This window comes from Spirosoma sordidisoli, from assembly GCF_004138325.1.
Classification (GTDB): domain Bacteria; phylum Bacteroidota; class Bacteroidia; order Cytophagales; family Spirosomataceae; genus Spirosoma; species Spirosoma sordidisoli.
The window spans coordinates 221,870-242,400 of record NZ_SBLB01000003.1 but is presented as its reverse complement, the minus strand read 5'-3'; the positions used below and the strand labels follow the sequence as shown (position 1 = coordinate 242,400).

At 58.0% G+C, this 20,531-nt stretch carries 16 protein-coding genes; 9 read left to right on the top strand and 7 right to left on the bottom strand.

Translation table 11 applies throughout. The features are described from left to right. Nucleotides 1-12: 12 nt before the first annotated feature. From EQG79_RS12800 to EQG79_RS12765, 8 genes are all read left to right on the top strand, one after another. Complete coding sequence (locus EQG79_RS12800) at nucleotides 13-1,341, top strand: RagB/SusD family nutrient uptake outer membrane protein (protein ID WP_077920950.1); 1,329 nt, start codon at nucleotides 13-15, stop codon at nucleotides 1,339-1,341. A 100-nt stretch (nucleotides 1,342-1,441) separates the two neighbouring features. Then, complete coding sequence (locus tag EQG79_RS12795) at nucleotides 1,442-2,446, top strand: ATP-grasp domain-containing protein (RefSeq protein ID WP_129601701.1); 1,005 nt, start codon at nucleotides 1,442-1,444, stop codon at nucleotides 2,444-2,446. A 10-nt stretch (nucleotides 2,447-2,456) separates the two neighbouring features. Further along, nucleotides 2,457-3,488, top strand: a complete 1,032-nt coding sequence (locus EQG79_RS12790) for an LLM class flavin-dependent oxidoreductase (protein ID WP_077920952.1) — start codon at nucleotides 2,457-2,459, stop codon at nucleotides 3,486-3,488. Nucleotides 3,489-3,555: 67 nt separating this feature from the next. Continuing rightward, complete coding sequence (locus tag EQG79_RS12785) at nucleotides 3,556-6,207, top strand: M14 family zinc carboxypeptidase (protein ID WP_206445585.1); 2,652 nt, start codon at nucleotides 3,556-3,558, stop codon at nucleotides 6,205-6,207. A gap of 210 nt (nucleotides 6,208-6,417) precedes the next feature. Next, a complete protein-coding gene (locus tag EQG79_RS12780; RefSeq protein WP_077921154.1) occupies nucleotides 6,418-7,860 on the top strand; it encodes an amino acid permease in 1,443 nt (480 codons plus the stop codon). A 69-nt stretch (nucleotides 7,861-7,929) separates the two neighbouring features. Further along, nucleotides 7,930-9,597, top strand: a complete 1,668-nt coding sequence (locus tag EQG79_RS12775; RefSeq protein WP_077920954.1) for a M28 family metallopeptidase — start codon at nucleotides 7,930-7,932, stop codon at nucleotides 9,595-9,597. Further along, a complete protein-coding gene (locus EQG79_RS12770; protein WP_129601700.1) occupies nucleotides 9,594-10,880 on the top strand; it encodes an APC family permease in 1,287 nt (428 codons plus the stop codon). The genes EQG79_RS12775 and EQG79_RS12770 overlap by 4 nt, the downstream gene beginning before the upstream one ends. A gap of 16 nt (nucleotides 10,881-10,896) precedes the next feature. After that, nucleotides 10,897-12,051 carry an LLM class flavin-dependent oxidoreductase gene (locus EQG79_RS12765; RefSeq protein ID WP_077920956.1) on the top strand — a complete coding sequence of 385 codons (1,155 nt, stop codon included), beginning with the start codon at nucleotides 10,897-10,899 and terminating at the stop codon, nucleotides 12,049-12,051. Between the two features lie 78 nt (nucleotides 12,052-12,129). Here the strand turns inward: EQG79_RS12765 and dnaK are convergent, their stop codons facing one another. Then, nucleotides 12,130-14,058 carry a molecular chaperone DnaK gene (gene dnaK, locus EQG79_RS12760; RefSeq protein WP_129601699.1) on the bottom strand — a complete coding sequence of 643 codons (1,929 nt, stop codon included), beginning with the start codon at nucleotides 14,056-14,058 and terminating at the stop codon, nucleotides 12,130-12,132. Nucleotides 14,059-14,325: 267 nt separating this feature from the next. Then, nucleotides 14,326-14,868, bottom strand: coding sequence for a DUF937 domain-containing protein (locus EQG79_RS12755; protein WP_077920958.1), 543 nt, complete (start codon nucleotides 14,866-14,868; stop codon nucleotides 14,326-14,328). A gap of 141 nt (nucleotides 14,869-15,009) precedes the next feature. Here EQG79_RS12755 and EQG79_RS12750 point away from each other — a divergent pair, with 141 nt between their 5' ends. Further along, the gene (locus EQG79_RS12750) at nucleotides 15,010-15,450 is read left to right on the top strand and encodes a nuclease A inhibitor family protein (RefSeq protein ID WP_077920959.1); all 441 of its coding nucleotides are present in this window, start codon (nucleotides 15,010-15,012) and stop codon (nucleotides 15,448-15,450) included. A 111-nt stretch (nucleotides 15,451-15,561) separates the two neighbouring features. On the opposite strand, the gene rplT is transcribed toward EQG79_RS12750, so the two are convergent. The 5 genes from rplT to EQG79_RS12725 form a co-directional block, all read right to left on the bottom strand. Further along, nucleotides 15,562-15,906 (bottom strand): 50S ribosomal protein L20, encoded by a 345-nt coding sequence (gene rplT / locus EQG79_RS12745; RefSeq protein ID WP_077920960.1) that lies wholly within the window; start codon nucleotides 15,904-15,906, stop codon nucleotides 15,562-15,564. 117 nt (nucleotides 15,907-16,023) lie between these two features. Further along, entirely contained in the window at nucleotides 16,024-16,218 is a 195-nt protein-coding gene (rpmI, locus tag EQG79_RS12740; protein WP_077920961.1) for a 50S ribosomal protein L35, read from the bottom strand. A 144-nt stretch (nucleotides 16,219-16,362) separates the two neighbouring features. Then, nucleotides 16,363-16,920, bottom strand: a complete 558-nt coding sequence (gene infC / locus EQG79_RS12735; RefSeq protein ID WP_077920962.1) for a translation initiation factor IF-3 — start codon at nucleotides 16,918-16,920, stop codon at nucleotides 16,363-16,365. 197 nt (nucleotides 16,921-17,117) lie between these two features. After that, entirely contained in the window at nucleotides 17,118-19,061 is a 1,944-nt protein-coding gene (thrS, locus tag EQG79_RS12730; protein WP_129601698.1) for a threonine--tRNA ligase, read from the bottom strand. Between the two features lie 163 nt (nucleotides 19,062-19,224). Then, on the bottom strand, nucleotides 19,225-20,526 hold the full coding sequence (locus EQG79_RS12725) for a tetratricopeptide repeat protein (protein WP_240699349.1): 1,302 nt from the start codon (nucleotides 20,524-20,526) through the stop codon (nucleotides 19,225-19,227). Nucleotides 20,527-20,531 lie beyond the last annotated feature (5 nt).

Sequence of the window (20,531 nt, the reverse complement as noted above, 5' to 3'; positions counted from 1 at the left end):
CCGAGCAATACCATGAAGTACATTCACGCTTTTTTTACCCTGTTCCTGCTGGCTTCCTGCGATACGCTCGATGTTCAGCCTTTTCAGCAGCTTCCCGATAGCCGGGCTATCAACGATGCGGGCAGTGCGCGGGCGGCTCTGCTCGGCACCTACAGTGGTGTCCAGAATTATTACCAGCTGAACTTCCCGGTGCTGGGCTATTTGCCCGGCGACAACGTTCGCTTTAACGGGACACTGAACCAGTTTAACCAGATCGACCAGAACGCCCTGAGCGCCGACAATGTGATCATTACCGAAACCTGGACCCAGATTTACCAGGCGATCAATTCGGCCAACAACGTGATTGCGGCTCTGCCTGACCTGACTGATCCGCTGCTGTCGGCCACCGAAAAGAACCAGCTGCTGGGGGAGGCTTATTTCATTCGGGCCCTGGGGTATTTCGACCTTGGCCGTGGCTGGGGTGGCGTACCGCTGGTGCTGAAACCGACCCGCTCCGCGGCCGATGGCCAGGGTATCAAACGCAGCACCCTGGTACAGACCTATGACCAGGTTCTTGCCGACCTGATCGAAGCCGAACGTTTACTGCCCGACGGCACCACGAGAAACCGGGCGGTGAAAAATACGGCCCGGGCGCTGCGGGCCCGATTGCACCTCTACCGGGGGCAGTGGGCCGAGGCCGAAACCTACGCGACCCAGGTACTAGCCGGCGCAGCCTATCGGCTGGTTACCCCCTACCGGGCGTTTTCGGCAGCGCCCTTTGGCAGCACGGAGTCGGTGCTGGAGCTCACCTACAGCATTGCCGACCAGAACAGCCAGTGGAACAACTGGTTCCCGAGTGCGTTGGGCGGCCAGTATACCCTTCAGCCGACGCCTGAGTTTACGAGCCTGATCAACCGAGCCGATGTTGGCGGAAACCGCGCGGCCCTGCTGGCTACCGTGCGGGTTGGCACAACGGATTTCGTGTATGGCAACCTGTATAACCGGGCGGCCCAGCGCGACGATCCAGCCTATCTGATCCGGGTCGCCGAGCTGTACCTGATCCGGGCCGAAGCCCGCGCCCGCCAGGACAAGCTTACCGATGCACTGGCCGATCTGAACGCCATCCGAAGCCGGGCGAGCCTGACTACCGTAACCGTAACGAGCCCGGCGGCCCTGCTCCTGGCCATCGAAAACGAACGGCGGATCGAGTTTGCCTTCGAAGCCCACCGCTGGTTCGACCTGGTCCGCACCGGGCGGGCGGGTGAGGTGCTCGGCCTGACGGATCAACGGAAATGGGTATTTCCCATTCCGTTCAATGACATAGCCGCCGACCCCGACCTGATACAGAACCCCGGCTACTAGGAGCCAGAGCCTGACGAAACGGACAAATGCCCGGCGATAATCGCGGTTTAATGAATCAGAACCCCGATTTGGGTGTTGTCTCGCAAACTAAATACAGACTATGAGTACCCCGCAAAAACCCATTGGCATCTATTATGAACACCCCGACTGGTTCAAGCCGCTGTTTGCCGAGCTGGACCGACGGGCCATCCCCTACGAACGAATCGACGCGGCTCATCACCTCTACGATCCGTCCGAGTCGGAAAGCCCGTATGCGCTGGTCGTGAACCGGATGAGTTCATCGGCTTACCTGCGTGGCAACGGACAGGGAATCTTCCATACGGCGGGCTATCTGACCCACCTGGAGCGCATCGGCGTACGGGTGATCAACGGCACGGTGGCTACCAGCATCGAGACCAACAAAGCCCGTCAGCTGGCGCTGCTGGCCTCGCTGGGTCTCCGCTTCCCCAAAAGCCTGGTGGTCAACCATGTGTCGCAGATACCAAAAGCGGCCGCCCAGCTCCGGTTTCCGCTGGTCGTGAAGGTGAATATCGGCGGGGCCGGGGCGGGTATTGTCCGTTTCGATACGCCCGACGGGTTACAGGCGGCCCTCGAAGCCGACCAGATTGACCTGGGTATCGATCAGACGGCCCTGGTGCAGGAGTACATCCAGCCGCGGGCTGGGCATATCGTTCGGGTAGAAACGCTGAACGGCCAGTTTCTGTACGCCATGAAAGTTTTCACCACGGGCGAAAGCTTCAACCTTTGTCCGGCCGAGATCTGCGCCATTCCCGAAGCGCCTTCGGCTGATTTCTGCCTGACGGAAGCGCCTAAAAAAGGGATTCAGGTCGAAGCCTACACGCCCCCGGCCGAGATCATCGCCCAGGTGGAGCAGATTGCCCGGGCGGCTCATATGGACGTGGGCGGGGTCGAGTACCTGATCGACGACCAGACCGGTGCGGTGCTGTTCTACGACATCAACGCCCTCTCCAACTTCGTCGCCGATGCCGTGAACGTAGTAGGCTTTGACCCCTACGCCCGCTTCGTCGACTACCTGGAAACGCAACTGGCGACCCTACCGACCAACGCCCCGAAGGCCCCGATTTTAGAGACAGCATCCGTTTAATCCCATACCTATGAAATTTGGCTACTGGCTACCCGTTTTTGGCGGGTGGCTTCGCAACATCGACGACGAGCAGATGCGCCCCGACTGGGCCTATGTCAAAAACCTGGCCCAGCGCTCAGAAGACTGGGGCTACGACCTGACGCTGATTGCTGAACTGAACCTGAATGACATCAAAGGCGAAGAGGCCCCTTCGCTCGACGCCTGGTCGACGGCGGCTGCGCTGGCGGCCGTTACGAACCGCATCGAACTGATGGTCGCGGTTCGGCCTACCTTTCATCAGCCCGCGCTGCTGGCCAAACAGGCCGCTAATATCGACCACATCAGCGGAGGCCGCTTAACCCTCAACGTTGTATCCTCGTGGTGGCAGGACGAAGCGCGTAAGTACGGGGTTCATTTCGAACAGCACGACGACCGGTATGCGCGCACCGCCGAATGGCTGCACGTGGTCGACAACCTCTGGAAACAGGATCATTTTTCGTTCACCGGCAACTACTACCGGGTAGAGGACTCGATCCTGCAGCCCAAACCGATCTCCTCGCCCCGACCGTTCATCTACGCAGGCGGTGAGTCCGAAGCAGCCAAAAACATGATTGCCAGCCTCTGCGACGGGTATGTGATGCACGGCGACGAGCCGGCCGCCATCGGCCGCCGAATCAACGACCTCCGCGAACGGCGCGCACGGCTACGTCCCGAGCTGCCGCCCATGAAGTTCGGCGTGGCGGGCTACTCGATCGTGCGTAACACCGAAGCCGAGGTGAAGCGCGAGATCGACCGCATTACCAACGTGCAGCATTCGTCGGCTGGCTACAAAAACTACCAGCAGTGGCTGGCCGGCACCCAGCTGGAGAAGCAGCCCTCCCTGGCCGACTATTCGGTATCGAATCGGGGGCTGCGGTCGGGGCTGACCGGCGTGCCAGACCAGGTTGCCGAGCAGGTAGCGGCCTTCGAAGCCGTTGGAGTCGACTTTCTGCTGCTGCAGTGCAGTCCGCAACTAGAAGAGATGGAGCGGTTCTCCGAAGCCGTTATTCGCGTCATCGCCTGATTTTTCCGGCCCGGCACCGGCCAGACTGGTGCCGGGCCACCCAACCTTACCCGAAAAGCTACCCACTATGCGCAAACCGTACCTACTGGCCATGGCCTTGCTGGGCTCCCTGGCGGTCACCGAACCGACCCTTGCCCAGAGCAGCTATTACTTCGCCGATCACAAAGCCGCCTTCGACCCGGCCATACCGACCCCCGAGCAGTTTCTGGGCTACCCCATCGGCTCGCATTTTACCCGCTACGACCGTATCGTCGATTACCTGAAGGAACTGGATCGACTGTCGGACAAAGTCAGCCTGCAACCCATCGGCAAAACCTACGAAGAACGGCCGCAGGTGATTGCCTTTTTCACCTCGGCCCCCAACCAGAAAAATCTGGAAACGATTCGGCAGCAGCACCTGCAACTGGCCGACCCCAAAGCCAGCGCTCCCAGCTATGGCGCGCTGCCGGTTGTTGTTCACCTGGCCTATACCGTACACGGCAACGAGAGCTCGAGCAGTGAAGCCGCCCTGCTGACGGCCTACTACCTGACGGCCTCGACCAGCCCCGATGTAGCCCGCTGGCTCAGCGAAGCCGTCGTTACCCTCGACCCCGCCGAAAACCCCGATGGCCGCGACCGGGCCACCCAGTGGTTCAACCAGCACAAATCCGTTCCGCCGGTGACCGACCCCCTCGACCGGGAGCATAACGAGGGCTGGCCCAATGGTCGGTTCAACCATTACCTCAACGACCTCAACCGCGACTGGCTGCCGCTGGCCCACGTAGAAAGCCGCAACCGGATGAAGTTCCACCAGGACTGGCTGCCGAACGTGATGATCGATTTTCACGAGATGGGCACCAGCAGTACGTATTACTTCGAACCCTCGAAACCCTTCAGTACGGAAAACGACCTGATTCCCCGGGCCACCTACGACGTGCTGAACGTACGGCTGGCCCGGTATTTTGCGCGGGCTCTCGATGGCATCGGGTCGCTCTACTGGACCAAAGAGCAGTTCGACAACCTGTCGCCCATTTATGGATCGACCTATCCCGACTTTACGGGGGGTGTGGGGGTTACCTTCGAAGTGGGCAGTTCGCGGGGGCTGGCGCAGGAAGGCAGCAACGGGGTCGTTACGTTTCCGTTCACGATCCGTAATCACCTGCGTACGGGGCTGGCTGCGGTACAGGGCGCCGTGGAGGAGAAAGAACTGTATCTGCGGCACCAACGCGACTTTTTTGCGTCTGCCCTGACCGATGCGCAGAAATTCCCTACCAAGTCCTATGTTTTTGGGGCTGCCGCCGACCCGAACCTGACCAACCGCTTCGCCGATCTGCTGCTCCGGCATAACATCCGCTTTTACGACCTGAAGCAAACGACAAGTGCGGGCGGCAAAACCTTCGAGCCCGGCCGCGCCTATGTGGTGCCTACCGCTCAGCCGAACTACCGGCTGGTCCATTCCATATTTGAGGAGGTGACGACATTCCACGACAGTGTTTTCTACGACGTTACGGGCTGGTCACTGATTCATGGTTACGGCCTCCCCTACGCCAAACTCAAAGACGCGGCCCTGGCCACCGGCGAACCGATCAGGACGCTCAAACCCGTGCAGGGAGGGCTGGCAGGCGGGCCATCGCCCTACGCGTATCTGCTGAACTGGTCAGACTATCATTCGTCGAAGGCGCTGACGGCGCTGCAACAGGCCGGGGTGCTGACCAAAGTAGCGCTGAAGTCCTTCAGCATTAACCCACCGAACCGCCCGGGCGGTTCGGGTGCTCAGTCGCTTCCCCGGGAGTCGATACAGACCGATTTCCAGGCGGGCTCGATCGTCATTCCGGTAGCCGGTCAGAAGCTTACGGCCGACTCGCTCGTTAGCCTGCTGAGCAGCGTTGGCCAGCGGACGGGCGTTACCTTTACCGGGGTTTCGACCGGCTTCAACGCCAAAGGTATTGACCTGGGCAGCAACAACATCCGGGCGCTGCGCAAGCCGGAGGTAGCGCTGCTGGCCGGACCCGGGGTGAACCCGTCCGAAGCTGGCGAAGTCTGGTTTTTACTCAGTGATCAACTGAACCTGCCGGTCAGCAAGCTCGATCCCGGCAACCTGAACCGGGTCGACTGGAACCGGTACAACACGGTGGTACTGGTAGGTGGTCAATACAACAGCCTCGATAAAGCGCTGGTAAGCAAGCTGAAAAGCTGGGTCGAGAACGGCGGAACTCTGATCACGACCAAAACCGCTTCCGAGTGGGCGGTCAGGCAGGGGCTAACCCGCGAAAACCTGCTGGCATCGGCCCGGCCGGATACAAGCCGTTCAACCGAACGAGCTGATTTTGGCCGCGTAGCCGAACGGGAGGGCACCAAAGCCGTTGCCGGATCTATCTACACGGCCGACCTCGACATTACCCATCCTATCGGTTTCGGGCTGTCGGACCGGCGCATCTTCGTGTTCCGCAACGGGACCACCCTGCTCAAGTCGGGCAGCAGCCCCTACAACACCGTGGCTAAATACAGCCCCAATTCGCTGGTAAGTGGCTATGTCTCGAAAGAGAACCTGAAAAAGATCAACAACTCGGCGGCCATCGTGGTGAGTCCGGAGGGGCAGGGCCGGGTGGTGCTTTTTGCCGATAACCCGGCGTTCCGGTCGTACTGGCACGGTACGTCGCGCCTTTTTCTGAACGCCGTTCTCTTTGGCCCGCTGGTGAACACCCCCGTTGGCCTGCCCATCAGCGAAGAAGAGAACTGATTCATCAGCCTGGGTCGTACCCGTTCATCCGTCACCGGCCCTGCATCGATCATCCCACCCTCTGCTGACCCTGGTCGTCCGGCAGAGGGTGTTTACTGGTATGACTACCTTTGTTTCGGGGTTTAACCAATCTCCCCAATAGTCGGCTTCGCCAAACCTGGGGCGAAGCCGGCAACACCGCTCCGGCGGCTCATCAACATTCTTCAGTATATGCGTATCAAATCGCTTGCCCTGCTTCGGCAGGAAGCCGCCGAAAGCGGAGAGCAGACCCTCAAACGCTCGCTGGGCGCGTTCAATCTCGTTGCTATCGGCATTGGTGTCATTATCGGCGCCGGCCTGTTTTCTCTAACGGGTATCGCTGCGGCCAATCATGCCGGTCCAGCTGTTACTCTTTCCTTTGTTGTTGCCGCCGTAGGATGTGCCTTCAGTGCGCTCTGTTATGCCGAATTTGCGGCCATGGTACCCGTGGCGGGCAGTGCCTATACATACGCCTACGCCACCCTGGGCGAGCTGTTTGCCTGGATCATCGGCTGGGATCTGGTTCTCGAATATTCGGTCGGAGCCGCTACGGTGGCCATTAGCTGGTCGCAGTATCTGAACCGGTTTCTGGGCACCTTCGGGTTACACCTGCCCCCGCAGCTGATGCTATCGCCGTTCGAGACCGCTACCGGGGCCGATGGGTCGGTGGTATCGGGGCTGATCAACTTACCCGCCGTGCTGATCGTGGTGGTGATCACCAGTATTATCGTACGTGGCACCTCGGGTTCGGCCCTGTTCAACGCGGTTGTCGTCGTGCTGAAGGTGCTGGTGGTACTGGTCTTCATTGCCATTGGCTGGAATTACATCGACCCCGCCAACTACCAGCCCTACATACCCGCCAACACCGGTACGTTCGGTGAGTACGGCTGGAGTGGGGTTCTGCGCGGAGCGGGTGTGGTTTTCTTTGTCTTTATCGGCTTCGACATCGTAGCGACCATGGCGCAGGAAGCCCGTAATCCGCAGCGCGACATGCCTATTGGAATCATCGGCTCGCTGGTTGTCTGTACCATTCTGTTCGTGGTATTCGGCTATGTCATGACGGGGATGGCCAACTATACCGAGTTTAAAGACAGCGCGGCCCCCGTGGCCATCGCCATCGACAAAACTCCTTACCCCTGGCTGGGCCAGCTGATCATCGGCGCCATCCTGATCGGGTATACCTCCGTCATTCTGGTCGACCTGCTGGGGCAGTCGCGGGTATTTTTCTCGATGAGCCGCGACGGCCTGCTGCCCAGTGCCTTTTCCCAGGTGCATCCCCGATTCCGCACGCCCTGGAAATCGAACGTGCTGCTCTGCGTATTCATCGGCCTGTTTGCCGGCTTTGTCCCCATCCGGGTAGTGGGCGAGATGACCAGTATCGGTACCCTGCTGGCGTTTGTTATGGTATGCCTGGGCGTCCTGATCCTGCGCAAAAAGCAACCCGATGCGCCCCGCGCCTTCCGCACGCCCTGGGTGCCGGTCGTACCCATACTCGGCATCATTACCTGCGCCGTCATGATGTTTTCGCTACCCGGCGACACCTGGCTCCGGCTGATTATCTGGCTGGCCATCGGGCTGGTTATCTACTACACCTACGGCCGTAAACGCAGCAAACTGACGTCAACAGCACCCTGATACGGGCTTTTTAGTATCTTTCGTGATCGGCGACAGACCGCCTGCCGCCACCCGACATCAACTCGCTTTATGAAAGGACATCGCATTGCCCTTGCCCTCAGTGTACAGCTGGGGCTTTTTCAACTGGCTTCAGCCCAGACTACCTCTCTTACCATTCCCAATGAAGCCCAGCAGGCAGCCCGTCAGGTGCGGCCCGAAGCCATCGAAGCGCACATGCGCTACCTGTCCGACGATAAACTGGCGGGTCGCCGACCGGGCACGCCCGGCTTCGAGCTGGCGGCTCAGTATGTCGAAAGCCAGTTTAAAACGCTGGGCTTTAAACCCGCCGGCCAGCGCGGCACGTTCCGGCAGGCCGTTCCCCTCCGGAAAGCACAGGTTCGGGAAGAGGCCAGTTCTATGGCCCTGATTCAGAACGGAGGGGAACAACAGCTTACCTACGGCAAAAACTTCATACTAAGTCCCAACTTCGGGCAGGCTACCAGCGAGGTGTCCGCGCCAGTCGTTTTTGTCGGCTTCGGGGTATCGGCTCCGGAGCTGGGTTATGACGATTACGCCGGTATCGACGTGCGGGGTAAGATTGTAGCCTGTTTCAACGGCGCCCCGGCTACGTTCCCGTCGAACCAGCGGGCCTATACGGGTTCGGCCAAGCAGGAGATAGCCGCGGCCCGGGGCGCCGTCGGCCTGATAACCTTTAGTCTGCCCACCGATGTGCGGGCGCGGATCGAATCCAACGCCCCCCGCAACCGACAGGCTATCTACCGCTGGACCGATCCTAAGGGGCAGACCCAGCGAACCTTTCCGCAACTGCGGGTCATTGCGTCGCTGGGCGACTCAACGGCTCGTTCGCTGTTCGCCACGAGTACCAAAAGCTTCGAAGAAGCCCGGCTCGCGGCCAACAAAAGCCAGCCACAGGCTTTTCCGCTCAACCTGTCCGTACGCGCCCGTACCCAGACGGACCTCAACGACGGCCTGATCGGCGAAAACATCGTGGGTATGCTCCCGGGCAGTGATCCGCAGCTTCGAAACGAGTATGTCGTTTACGTCTCCCACCTCGACCACCTGGGTGTGGGCCGGGTCGTGAAGGGCGATTCGATCAATAACGGCGCCCACGACAATGCATCGGGCGTTTCGATCAACCTGGAAGCCGCCCGGCTGTTTGCCTCCCTGCCAAAGAAGCCACGCCGGTCTATCGTGTTCGTGGCCGTAACGGGCGAAGAGATGGGGTTGCTGGGCTCCGACTATTTTGCCAGCAATCCTACCGTTCCTAAGGCCAGTATCGTTGCCAACCTCTGCCTCGACATGCCGTTTTTCTTCCATCCGCTGCTCGACATCGTTCCTTATGGCTCTGAGCATTCGAGTATGAAAGGAGCCGTGGACGCAGCGGCCCAGTTTGTCGGGGTGAAAATCGCAAAAGACCCAATTCCCGAGCAGGCGGTTTTCATGCGGTCGGACCACTTCAGCTTTGTCAGGCAGGGCATACCGGCCATCTACATCAAGAGTGGATCTACCACCGGCGACGACCGCGACGGGACGAAGCTGAACCTCGACTGGCGCGCTACGGTGTATCACACCCCACAGGATGACATGAACCAGCCCTTCGACTGGAACGCGGCTGCCCGCCATGTTCAGCTCCAGTTCCTGATCGGCTACCTGACCGCCCAGTCCGACAGCCGACCCGTCTGGAACGAAGGCGACTTTTTCGGTACCAAGTTCGGCACCAACGCGGCTGTCCGGTGAGCCGTTCAGGCGCCAGCCCATCCGGCTTGCTGCGGGGCATCAGTCGGTTCGACTTCATTGCGCTGATCATCAACATTACCATAGGCGCGGGGATTCTGGGACTGCCAGCCCGGCTGTATGCCCTGGTTGGCACCTGGAGCCTGCTGGCGTATGGCGTCAGTGCGGCCGTAGTTACCCTGATTATCCTTTGTTTTGCCGAGGTCAGCAGCCGGTTCAGCAGTACGGGCGGGCCCTATCTATACAGTCGGGTTGCCTTCGGGCCCCTGGTCGGCTTCGAGGTCGGCTGGCTGTTCTGGCTGTCGCGGGTGGCCAGCTTCGCGTCGATCTGCAACCTGTTTGTGAGCTATGCTGCGCTGTTCCGCCCCCAGCTGGCCGAAGGCTGGGAGCGCACCGGACTGATGACGGCTCTGGTTGCCGGGCTGGCAACGCTGAACTACATCGGCGTACAGCGATCCGCCCGGGTCAACACCATCTTCACGGTCAGCAAGCTGGTCGTGATCGGCGCCTTTGCGGTGTTTGGATTGTTGTTCATCGATCCGGCAGCATTCCGGTTTCCCGGCGTTCCTGACTACGCCCCTTTCTCGCAGGCGGTCCTGCTCCTGATTTTCACCTTCTCCGGCTTCGACGTAGCGGCCATCCCGTCTGGCGAGGTTCAGCAGCCCCAGCGAACCGTTCCGGTGGCGCTGCTGGTGTCGATCGGTACCGTGGCGGTGTTGTTCATGGCCGTACAGGTTGTCTGCATCGGTACCTTGCCGAATCTGGCGCAGTCGGAACGTCCCCTGTCCGACGCTGCGGGGCAGTTTGTGGGGCCGGCCGGGGCGCTGTTCATCACTATAGTTGCACTGTTAACCGCCCTGGGTACGCTCCACGCCCTGATGCTGACCGGTCCAAGGCTCCTCTTTGCCATGGCCGAGCAACAGCAATTACCCGGCTGGCTGGCCCGCACCCACCCCCGATTTCGAACCCCGTACGTGGCCATTCTCATCACAGCTACCAGTCAGCTTCTGCTGGCCGTAACCGGAACCTTTCTCTACGCGCTCACTCTGAGTACACTCATCCGGCTTTCCTATTTTGCGCTGACCTGCGCGGCCCTACCCGTTCTCCGGCAGCGTCAGGATGTGCCGTCGGCCCAGTTCCGGGTGGCGGGTGGCTGGCTGGTGTCCGGGCTGGCCGTTCTGCTTTGTGGCTGGCTGCTCAGTAACAGCTCGGGCCGGGAAGCCCGCGATGTAGCCATTGCCGGGGCGGTTGGCCTGCTCATTTACTGGCGGATGCGATCAGCTTGATAGTACTTTGAATTTTATGCTTGACCAACCCATTGTTCCCATAGCGACCCGTACGGCTGACCGCGTCTGCGAAGTAGCCTGGTTCTCTGACCTCTGCGGAGAAGATACTGAATTCCTGAGCGTACGCGACCCGGCCCGGGCCACCTTCGCCCATTGTCGTGACATTGCGCTGGCGGCCGAACGCCTGGGCTTCAGCAATCTCCTGCTCCCGACTTCCTATATGCCCGGTCTGGAGGTTGTTCCCTTTGCCGCGGGGGTAGCACCTGATCTGCAGCGGATCAACCTCCTGACGGCTATTCGATGCGGAGAGATGCACCCGCCCATGCTGGCCCGTACGCTCGCGTCGCTGGATCATATGCTGAAGGGGCGACTCACGATCAACATCATAAACTCAGACCTGCCCGGTTATCAGGAAGATGCCGAATTGCGCTACCAGCGCTGCGCCGAGACCATACAAATCCTCAGGCAGGCCTGGACCGCCGACCGCATCGAGCACGACGGGCCCGTTTATGGTAAACTCTCCCTCTCTACCGACCCGATCAGGCCATCCCAGCAGAACGGTGGCCCCCTGCTCTATTTCGGCGGCACCTCCGACGGCGCCCGGGAAGTCTGTGCCCAGTATTGCGATGTGTTTCTGATGTGGCCCGAAAAGGAAGAGAGTTTGTACGCCAATATGGAAGACGTTTCGCAACGCGCGGCCCGCTACGGGCGGCAGGTCGATTTCGGGTTAAGAATACACATCATTGTGCGGGAAACCGAAGCCGAAGCCAGGGCCTGGGCCCGGCATATTATGTCAAAGTTTGACCCGGTGCGGGGGGCTGCGATGAAGAACGCGTCCCAAAGTTCCTGGTCGCTGGGTGTACGTCGGCAGAATGAGCTTCGCACCGAAGCCGATGCCGAGGGGTTTGTAGAACCCCTCTTGTGGACCGATATTGGCAAAGCCCGGTCGGGGGCGGGTGGAGCGCTGGTCGGCAGTGCGGAGCAGATCGTCGACAAACTCAACCGATACATGGACATGGGCATGCGGGCCTTCATCCTCTCTGGCTATCCCCTACTCGACGAGGCCAACTACGTAGCCCGACTCGTACTGCCCCATCTGCCCAACGCAACCCTTTCGCGTCTGCAGGGACGCCTTCCCGAACTCAGGGAGGCCGCTCAGGAAGGCCAGTAACTGTCTTTACCATAACTAAAAAGCCCCCGCCAGTGCTGGCGGGGGCTTTTGCAGGAGTAACCCGGTTTGTTCCGGATTTTATTTCACTTCTTCATACGGTACGTCCGAGACGTTACCATCGGTTGGCTGACCCTGACCAGCGCCGGGGTTGGCGTTTCCGCCGTCAAAACCGGCCCCATCTGTCGGAGCACCCTGCCCGTTGGTAGCGTTGTAAAGCTCCTGCGAAGCGGCAGCCCAAGCGTTGTTCAGCGTTTCAAGGGCCGAATCGATAGCGGCTGCGTCGCGCGAACCGTGTGCGGTACGCAGACCGGCCAGTGCCTCTTCAATGGCAGTTTTGTTGCCGGCCGAGAGCTTATCGCCGTAATCCTTGAGCTGCTTCTCGGTCTGGAAGATCATCGAGTCGGCCGCGTTGACTTTCTCGATTTTTTCCCGTTCGGCTTTATCGGCCGCTTCGTTGGCTTTGGCTTCTTCGCGCATCCGGTTGATTTCAGCGTCGGTCAAACCGCTCGATGCTTCAATCCGGATCTTCTGCTCCTTACCGGTTCCTTTGTCCTTGGCCGTTACGTTCAGAATACCGTTGGCGTCGACATCGAAGGTCACTTCAATCTGGGGTACACCCCGGGGAGCGGGCGGAATGTCAGACAGGATAAAGCGACCTAACTGACGGTTCTGCTGCGCCATGGGACGCTCGCCCTGCAGTACGTTGATTTCCACGCTGGGCTGGTTGTCCGACGCCGTCGAATATACCTCCGACTTCTTGGTCGGGATGGTCGTGTTGGCCTCGATCATTTTGGTAAACACACCACCCATCGTTTCGATCCCCAGCGAGAGCGGGATCACGTCGAGCAGCAGTACGTCTTTCACTTCACCGGTCAGTACGCCACCCTGTACAGCAGCCCCAATGGCTACGGCTTCGTCGGGGTTAACGGCTTTCGACGGTTTGCGACCGAAGAGCTTTTCTACTTCGTCCTGCACCTTCGGAATCCGGGTTGATCCACCGACCAGGATAACTTCATCGATCTGACCCGCCGACAAGCCGGCGTTTTTCAGGGCTTTGCGGCAAGGCTCCAGCGAGCGCTGAATCAGCGAATCGGCCAGCTGCTCGAATTTCGACCGGCTCAGCGTACGGACCAGGTGTTTGGGAATACCATTCACCGGCATGATGTACGGCAGGTTGATCTCCGTCGACGTAGAGCTCGACAGCTCAATTTTAGCTTTCTCGGCGGCTTCTTTCAGGCGTTGCAGGGCCATGGGGTCCTGACGCAGATCGATGGCTTCGTCTTTCTTGAACTCGTCGGCGAGCCAGTCGATGATTACCTGGTCAAAGTCATCACCCCCGAGGTGCGTATCCCCGTCGGTCGATTTTACTTCGAACACGCCATCGCCCAGTTCCAGGATCGAGATATCGAACGTACCACCACCCAGGTCAAAGACGGCGATTTTCTGATCTTTATCAGTCTTGTCGAGTCCATACGCCAGCGCGGCTGCGGTAGGCTCGTTAATAATGCGTTTTACATCGAGACCGGCAATCTGACCCGCTTCTTTGGTAGCCTGCCGTTCGGCATCGTTAAAGTACGCCGGTACGGTAATGACGGCTTCGGTCACGGTCTGGCCCAGATAATCTTCGGCGGTCTGCTTCATTTTCTGAAGGATCAGGGCCGAGATTTCCTGGGGTGTATATTGACGGTCGCCAATCCGAACGCGGGGGGTCGAGTTGGGGCCGTTCTCTACGTCATACGCAACGTTTTTTATTTCATTCGATACTTCGCCATAGCGTTTGCCCATGAAACGCTTGATGGATGAGATCGTATTTGTCGGGTTGGTGATGGCCTGGCGTTTGGCCGGAGCGCCGACCTTCCGTTCGCCGTTGCCGTTGTCCATAAACGCGACCACCGAGGGCGTAGTACGGGCTCCTTCGCTGTTCGGGATCACGACCGGCTCGTTGCCTTCCATCACGGCCACGCACGAGTTTGTGGTGCCTAAGTCAATACCAATAATTTTTCCCATGATACCAATTCTATTTGGTTTAGTTTCTTTCTTGCTGCAATTGAATGCTGACAGACGAACTCATACTATCAATAGAAATGCCAGCCGGGAAATTTGTTTGATTTGCTGTCAGATTGACAGCAAATGCCGAGTTTGTGGGCCAGAATGGCGGGTCTGTGCCACTGTATGCCTCATTTCCTGTCAGGAATGAATTGGCTTCCCCGTATAAACAACAAGGGCTCAGACCGAATGAATACGATCTGAGCCCCCCAAACTGGTTTAGTCTTTTTATCGTCCGCCAAATAGGCCGCCCAGCATACCGCCAAGGCCACCGCCACCGCCCTGCTGGCCTGCAACGCGCAGCAGATCGTTCATATCCAGTTTGCCATCGGCCATGGCTGAACCGGCCATGCCCATCCAGTCGACTCCCTGTTTTCCGGTGGCAGCACCCAGGATGCTGTTGCCATCCACGCTACTATCGTTGGGATCGGCGGCTTTATTCATCAGCTTACCCAGCACCATAGGCACAACGGCCGAAGCTACCGACATCGCCACCTGGGGCGAAATGCCCAGCTTCTGCATCAGATTCTGTTCAACATGTTGTTGAACGCCACCCGTTACCGGATTCTCCTGCACGTTACCACCCCCATTCACGACCATCCCGAGCAAGTTGCCCAGACCACCGCCCTGGGCCTGCTGGCCCAGACCGCTCAGGATACTGCTGGCTACCGTCTGCATCACGGAATCATTCTGTTCGTTGGGGATAGCCGGGTTATTCACGACTGCCTGGCCAGATTGCTGCTGAACCAGATTCATAAGGGTTTCAAACATGTCTGTAAAGTGTTTATTGGGTTGAACTCAAAAGGAGCCGAACAGTTTTTTATCGGCCTGATCCGAAACACCGGCTACCTTACTTCGTCAACGTGTTATACTTTTGCCCGATGGTTCTGCTAAAGTACCAAAAGCCCATCTATGACGAACAACACCCCCGAACGTAACGACGCATCTGCCGATAAAACAACCGTAGAGCAGGCGCTGCCCCCACTGATCACTGACTTGTTTTACCCCAGCGAATCCGATGAGCCTATCGAGCCGGTTTCCTGCTACCTGAAGCAGGAAACGCCCTTAACGGTCAGCCAGATCAAAGACTGGCAAATGCTGCCGCCAGCCGTTTATGTTGAGGAGCGGCCGGCAGCCGACTTCTGGGCTCCCGTAGTTACGGAGCAGGACTGGTATACCGATGACGAAAAAGCCCGGACGGCCCGCTTTCAGCAGCTGCGTCAGTTTCTGGAACGTGAGCTAACGGTCTGTCAGGTTTTTTACGTAGGTGAGATGGAAATGGACGTTTATTTCCTGGGCCGGGAGCCCTCAGGCCAGCGTACCGGCATCCATACCAAAATCGTTCAGACCTAGAGTTTACAGGCAGTTTAAGCCTGCAACCGGTCATGAAAGCGCACCGAACCGACAGGCTATAAACGACGAAACCCCGGCTCATCACCGGGGTTTCGTTTTCTTCAGGTCTGTTTACTTTACTTGCTCTACAACAGCAGCGAACGCTTCGGGGTGGTTCATAGCCAGATCGGCCAGTACCTTCCGGTTGAGTTCGATGCCTGATTTATTGAGGGCACCCATCAGGGCTGAGTACGACATCCCGTTGATGCGGGCGCCAGCGTTGATCCGCTGAATCCACAGGCTACGGAAATCGCGCTTCTTGGCACGACGGTCGCGGTAGGCATACCCTAATCCTTTTTCAACGGCGTTTTTAGCTACCGTCCAAACATTTTTACGCCGACCAAAATAGCCTTTGGCCAGCTTCATTACTTTTTTCCGACGCGCCCGTGAGGCAACGTGATTGACGGAACGTGGCATAATTTTTTTGTTTTTTGACGACCGGCGGAAGTACTGTATCGATCAATACGCCTTCACTTTATAAGCCGGGCATCGGGTGAAACGTGAAACCAGGATGCACCTGCATCCTTTTTGTCCTTAGACGTTCAGCAACGCTTTGATGCGACGCTCGTCGGCGGGGAACACCAGCGTATCATGTACCAGATTACGCTTTTGCTTGGTGGTTTTTTTCGTCAGAATGTGACTGTGGAAGGCGTGCTTCCGCTTGATTTTCCCGGTACCGGTCAGCTTGAACCGCTTCTTGGCACCTGAGTTGGTTTTTACTTTTGGCATTGTCGTAAACCGCTTAGTAGAGAAAAAATAAGTAAACAGGCCGCAAAGGTACAAAAAAAATTCAGTTTCCAGTCTATACCTTCCACTCGCAAAGCCGTATTGACAGCGTACCAGGTGGGGGTCTGTTCTGAAAACTGAATCCGTTTATTTCTTCGGAACTACCGTTTTGGGAGCCAGGAACATGCTCATGCGTTTTCCTTCGAGCTTGGGCTCGGCTTCTACCTTACCGTACTCCTCCAGTCCTTTCGAGAAACGCTCCAGCAGCTGAAAACCGCGGTCCTTGAATACAATGGCCCGGCCTACAAACTGCACATAGGCTTTCACTTTGGCGCCTTCTTTCAGGAAGTTGATGGCGTGTTTGAGTTTAAATTCAAAATCGTGGTCGTCTGTATTCGGGCCGAACCGTATCTCTTTGATCACGACCTTGGTAGCATTCGCCTTGATTTCCTTCTGTTTTTTCTTTTGCTCGTATTTGAACTTGGAGTAGTCGACAATACGGCAAACGGGCGGAACAGCGTTGGGAGATACCTCGACCAGATCGAGGTTCTGGGCTTTGGCCATCGCCTGCGCCTTATTAATATCGTAGATTCCCTGCTCTACATTTTCACCGACCACCCGCACTTCGCGGGCCAGTATGCGCTCATTGACTTTGTAGGGTTCTTCAACCACGCGACGGGGTGGTCTGCGTTGGGGTAATGCCATATATTGTGTTTAGTGTGACTTTGAAATCGCTTGGATAACGTACGCGCTACCAAAAAGTTCGGGAAAGTATTGAAAATACGGGTGCTACGCAAGTTTACTTCGCTTACCGAAGCCAGGTAAATAGTTTTTATACTACCGGGTATGATAACTAACAGAAAGGTAACCATCCTGTCAGCCATCATACCCGGTCTGTGTATTTAGACCTTCACTTCCTGCTGGAAGGTTTCTACAAACTCGGCTATGCTCATGCTTCCCAGATCGCCCTGGCCTTTCCGCCGGACCGATACTTTTCCTTCGGCAGCTTCCTTCTCGCCTACAACGAGCATAAACGGCACCTTGTTCACTTCTGCATCGCGGATTTTACGGCCAATCTTTTCATCGCGCAGATCTACGAAGCCCCGGATGTCGTGTTCCTGGAGGGTGAAATACAGGTCGTTGGCGTAATCTTCGTACTTCTCGGATATCGGCAGAATGGCGATCTGATCGGGCGAAAGCCAGAGCGGAAAGTTACCGCCTGTGTTCTCGATCAGGATGGCAATGAACCGCTCCATCGATCCGAACGGCGCCCGGTGAATCATAACGGGCCGGTGTTTCTGGTTATCGGCACCGATGTATTCGAGCTCAAACCGATTCGGCAGGTTGTAATCGACCTGAATGGTACCCAGCTGCCACCGCCGGCCCAGGGCGTCGCGAACCATAAAATCAAGTTTAGGACCGTAGAAAGCGGCTTCCCCCAACTCGGTAACGGTCCGCAGTCCTTTCTCGGCTGCGGCCTCGATAATGGCCGATTCGGCCCGCTCCCAGAGGTCATCCGAACCGATGTATTTGGCCTTGTTCTCCGGATCGCGCAACGAAACCTGGGCGCTGTAGTCGGAGAAGCCAAGCGACTTGAACACGTACAGAACCAGGTCAATTACTTTCATAAACTCGTCTTTCACCTGATCGGGGCGACAGAAAATATGCGCATCATCTTGGGTGAAGCCCCGTACGCGGGTCAACCCGTGCAACTCACCCGACTGTTCGTAACGATAAACCGTACCGAACTCGGCCAGCCGCAGGGGCAGGTCACGGTAAGAACGCGGACGGGTTTTATAGATTTCGCAGTGGTGCGGGCAGTTCATGGGCTTCAGCAGGAACTCCTCATTCGGATCGGGCGTCTTGATGGGCTGAAATGAATCTTCCCCGTACTTATCCCAGTGGCCCGAGGTCACGTACAGTTGCTTGCTGCCGATATGGGGCGTAACCACCTGCTGGTAACCAGCGCGGATCTGGGCTTTGCGCAGGAAATTTTCGAGCCGCTCACGCAGCATCGTACCCTTGGGCAGCCACAGGGGTAAGCCAGCCCCTACCCGCTCCGAAAACGCGAACAGGTCAAGCTCTTTGCCCAGCTTACGGTGGTCCCGTTTTTTAGCTTCCTCCAGCAGATGCAGATACTCGTCGAGTTCTTTCTGCTTGGGATAGGTAACGGCGTAAATACGGGTCAGCTGCTTATTTTTCTCGTTGCCGCGCCAGTAAGCGCCAGCCACATTCATCAGCTTGGCGGCCTTGACGAACCCGGTGTTCGGAATATGCGGCCCCCGGCAGAGGTCCGTAAACTGACCCTGTGTATAGAACGTGATCGTACCGTCGTCGAGTCCTTCGAGCAGGTCGAGCTTGTAGGGATCTCCTTTTTCTTCAAAGTAGGCAATGGCATCGGCCTTGCTCATCGGCTTGCGGATGTAATCCTGCTTCTGGCGGGCTAGTTCCAGCATCTTGTCCTCAACTTTTTTGAAGTCCTCCTGCGAGAAGGGCTGTCCGTTGAGGTCAACGTCGTAATAGAAGCCGGTTTCTACCGCCGGGCCGATCCCGAATTTCACGCCGGGGTACAGGCTTTCCAGGGCTTCGGCCAGCAGGTGGGCCGATGAGTGCCAGAAGGTGGCTTTTCCTTCGGCATCGTTCCAGGTCAGCAGCTGCACGCTGGCATCTTCGTTGATAGGCTGGGTCGCGTCCTGTACCTTACCGTTTACTTTGGCAGCCAGCACATTGCGGGCCAGCCCTTCGCTGATCTGGGTGGCAATATCCAGCCCGGTCGAGCCTTTCGGGTATTGCCGTACGCTCCCATCGGGCAGCGTCACGCGGATTTGTTCGTCCTGCGCAATCATTGGATTGAATTGGTTTATAGATGGTACCCGCAGCCTACCTACAACTGTAGGCTACTTACTTTATTCATGTAACGTATTCTATGCTAAGTTTGTCCGTCACCCCGTCAGCAGATCTGCTGCTCACGATAGAGTCAGCACAGCCGCGTGGCCCAAACAGCATGTATTAATTCTGCCCAATGGGCTTGACGGCCCGCCGGAGCGAGTCGCTTTCACTGACTGATACCCTGGCTTTCGGCTGGATCGTCGAGATCCGGACCCGGCTGGTATCCAGTTCCGTGCGCTTCTGTTCTACGGTTACCGGCTCGGTTGGTGAATTCGGCAAAAATAGCGGGTTGTACGATCCGGCATACTGGCGTCGCTGCGACCGCCACAACCCGGCTGCAGCCTGCCGGTCTGCCGGATTTTGCCGGGTCGCCTTGGTATAAGCCGCAACCGCCTGTTCATATTGCCCCATCTGCTCGTGACAGTACCCGATGTAGGTGTCGATGCGCGGAAACTGCGGCCTCAGCTGCTGAACTTTCTGGTAGTTGGCCAGGGCCGCGTAATGATTCCGATACTTCTGATTGATGAGACCCACCTGAAAATAAGCCTGATAATAGGCAGGCTGCAACCTGATGGTCTGCAAATAGCAGGCCAGCGCGCTATCGGGTCGGTTGGCCGTGTGGTAGATGAGGCCCCGCCCGTATTGAAGGCGGGCGTTGTTGGGGAAGTACCGGATTGCCTGTCCGCTATAGGTCAGCGCAGCGTCCAGATTGCCGAGCGTCCGGTAGATGGACGCCAGCTGATTATAGGTTTCCAGGTACCGGGGTTTCAGACGTAGCGATTGCTGATACAACGCCAGGGCCTGCGCCGTGTCGCCCTGCTTGGCCGCCATCAGGCCGTTGAAGAAATACGCTTCGCCATCGTAGGGAGCCATCTGCAGGGCTTTGGCGATGTAGAGCCGGGCTTTATCGTACTGACTCTGCTGCTGGAGTAAATCCCCCTGCAGCGTGTACAGCTCTGGTGTGTTGACCCCCAGAATTTCAGCCCGCTGCGCATCGTCCAGTGCGTTGGCCGGCTTTTGCAGTTCCCGCAGCACCTTAGCCCGGGTCAGGTAGTAAACGCCCGCATTGTTGTTCCGCTCGATGGCTTCATTGATATCGGCCAGCGCATCGTTCACCCGGCCGAGTGCCAGCAGGACCACCGCCCGCTTGGCGTAGGCCGAGGCTGGTGATGAGGCATTGATGGCCCGCGTCAGTGCCCGCAGCGCCCCCTCTACCCGGCTGCTATCGTCAGGCTTGGGAAAATCAGGAATACGGGCCGCTTGCCGGTTGTCGCTGCCACAGCCGCCCAACATGATACCGACGAGCAGAACGGCCAGACTTGTACTGGCCCAGCCGTTACCCCACAAACGCCCTGCGCCCAGCCGGATTAGCAGCCAGTTGATTGGTTGTTGTTGCGGGGATATGATGCTTTGTTTTTTCACCGGAA

Bases quoted from the DNA above. Each gene is read 5' to 3' on its own strand.
- EQG79_RS12800 (WP_077920950.1), top strand. From the start codon at position 13: ATGAAGTACATTCACGCTTTTTTTACCCTGTTCCTGCTGGCTTCCTGC.
- EQG79_RS12795 (WP_129601701.1), top strand. From the start codon at position 1,442: ATGAGTACCCCGCAAAAACCCATTGGCATCTATTATGAACACCCCGAC.
- EQG79_RS12790 (WP_077920952.1), top strand. From the start codon at position 2,457: ATGAAATTTGGCTACTGGCTACCCGTTTTTGGCGGGTGGCTTCGCAAC.
- EQG79_RS12785 (WP_206445585.1), top strand. From the start codon at position 3,556: ATGCGCAAACCGTACCTACTGGCCATGGCCTTGCTGGGCTCCCTGGCG.
- EQG79_RS12780 (WP_077921154.1), top strand. From the start codon at position 6,418: ATGCGTATCAAATCGCTTGCCCTGCTTCGGCAGGAAGCCGCCGAAAGC.
- EQG79_RS12775 (WP_077920954.1), top strand. From the start codon at position 7,930: ATGAAAGGACATCGCATTGCCCTTGCCCTCAGTGTACAGCTGGGGCTT.
- EQG79_RS12765 (WP_077920956.1), top strand. From the start codon at position 10,897: ATGCTTGACCAACCCATTGTTCCCATAGCGACCCGTACGGCTGACCGC.
- dnaK (WP_129601699.1), bottom strand. From the start codon at position 14,058: ATGGGAAAAATTATTGGTATTGACTTAGGCACCACAAACTCGTGCGTG.
- EQG79_RS12755 (WP_077920958.1), bottom strand. From the start codon at position 14,868: ATGTTTGAAACCCTTATGAATCTGGTTCAGCAGCAATCTGGCCAGGCA.
- EQG79_RS12750 (WP_077920959.1), top strand. From the start codon at position 15,010: ATGACGAACAACACCCCCGAACGTAACGACGCATCTGCCGATAAAACA.
- rplT (WP_077920960.1), bottom strand. From the start codon at position 15,906: ATGCCACGTTCCGTCAATCACGTTGCCTCACGGGCGCGTCGGAAAAAA.
- rpmI (WP_077920961.1), bottom strand. From the start codon at position 16,218: ATGCCAAAAGTAAAAACCAACTCAGGTGCCAAGAAGCGGTTCAAGCTG.
- infC (WP_077920962.1), bottom strand. From the start codon at position 16,920: ATGGCATTACCCCAACGCAGACCACCCCGTCGCGTGGTTGAAGAACCC.
- thrS (WP_129601698.1), bottom strand. From the start codon at position 19,061: ATGATTGCGCAGGACGAACAAATCCGCGTGACGCTGCCCGATGGGAGC.